This is a genomic window from Streptomyces sp. NPDC002130 (assembly GCF_040296465.1).
Classification (GTDB): Bacteria; Actinomycetota; Actinomycetes; order Streptomycetales; family Streptomycetaceae; genus Streptomyces.
In genome coordinates this window covers 1-1,040 of the sequence record NZ_JBEOXI010001266.1, presented here as the reverse complement: position 1 = coordinate 1,040, position 1,040 = coordinate 1, and the positions used below count along the sequence as shown (strand labels likewise).

The window sequence follows — 1,040 nt, the reverse complement described above, 5'->3', positions numbered from 1 at the left end:
GTCGACGCCGGCTACGACATCGTGATCGCGACGCCTGGCGGTAAAGCTCCCGTTGTGGACGAGGGAAGCCTGGCGCCCGAGGTGAACGGTGGGCAAGAAGGCGCCGACCGTATGCGCAAGTACATCGCCGATCTGCAGCCGGTGCTCGATTCGCCGGAGATTCTGGAGAATGCCGATGCCGCCGATTACGACGTGGTCTTTGTACCGGGTGGACACGGCCCGATGGAGGATCTTGCGGTGTCGGCATCCTTCGGTGAGCTTCTCGTGAACTTCTTGGACGCGGACAAGGTGGTCTCGGCGGTCTGTCACGCGCCGGCGGCACTCCTGCCGGCCCAGAGATCCGATGGAAGCTGGCTGTTCGACGGCTATCAGCTGACCGCGTTCACCAACGAAGAGGAGACGCAGGCTGGTCTGGCGGACAAGGCTCCGTGGCTGCTTGAAACTCGGCTACGCGAATTGGGCGGCAAATTCTCGAAGGCTGAGGCGTGGTCGCCTTATGTCGTGGTGGACCGCAAGCTCTACACCGGCCAGAATCCGGCTTCGTCAAGGCCACTCGCCGAGCGGATTGTCGCCGACTTGGGCTGAGCATGTCTTTTGGCACCGCATCGAGGTTTTCTTCGATGCGGTGCTCGGCTATGTTCGGTTGTGCCCGAGTTCTTCTCAGGTTTTGAAGGTGGTGTTTGCCGGCCGCGGGTGCCGCTGCGGGTCGATCGACGGCGGCGGAATGAACCACGGCTTGTTGTCGACCCCGATCTGGATCTCCCACTTTCCGACGAACCCGGATTTGCGATGCATCAACCGATGATGCGAACGGCACAGCAAGACAAGGTTGTTCATCACCGTCGGGCCGCCGCTTTCGAGTGCGTCGATGCAGCCTGGGAAGAACAATGCGTCGAACGCGCCCGTCATCGGTCGGCTACTACCGCCTCCGACGGTCAACGATCGCACCCGTTCGGAGTGCTCGACTGTCAGCGACATCACCGAGCGTCCGCCGAACGAGTATCCGAGGACGAGTGCCGGTTCGAACGGAGACTCCGTGT

2 protein-coding genes are annotated in these 1,040 nt (G+C 62.0%); one reads left to right on the top strand and one right to left on the bottom strand.

Annotation, left to right across the window (positions count from 1 at the left end; genetic code table 11):
• Positions 1–585: type 1 glutamine amidotransferase domain-containing protein (locus ABT116_RS50165; RefSeq protein ID WP_351648504.1), on the top strand; the 585-nt coding region annotated here is incomplete at its 5' end.
• A gap of 75 nt (positions 586–660) precedes the next feature.
• Here the strand turns inward: ABT116_RS50165 and ABT116_RS50160 are convergent.
• Positions 661–1,040: hypothetical protein (locus ABT116_RS50160; RefSeq protein WP_351648502.1), on the bottom strand; the 380-nt coding region annotated here is incomplete at its 5' end.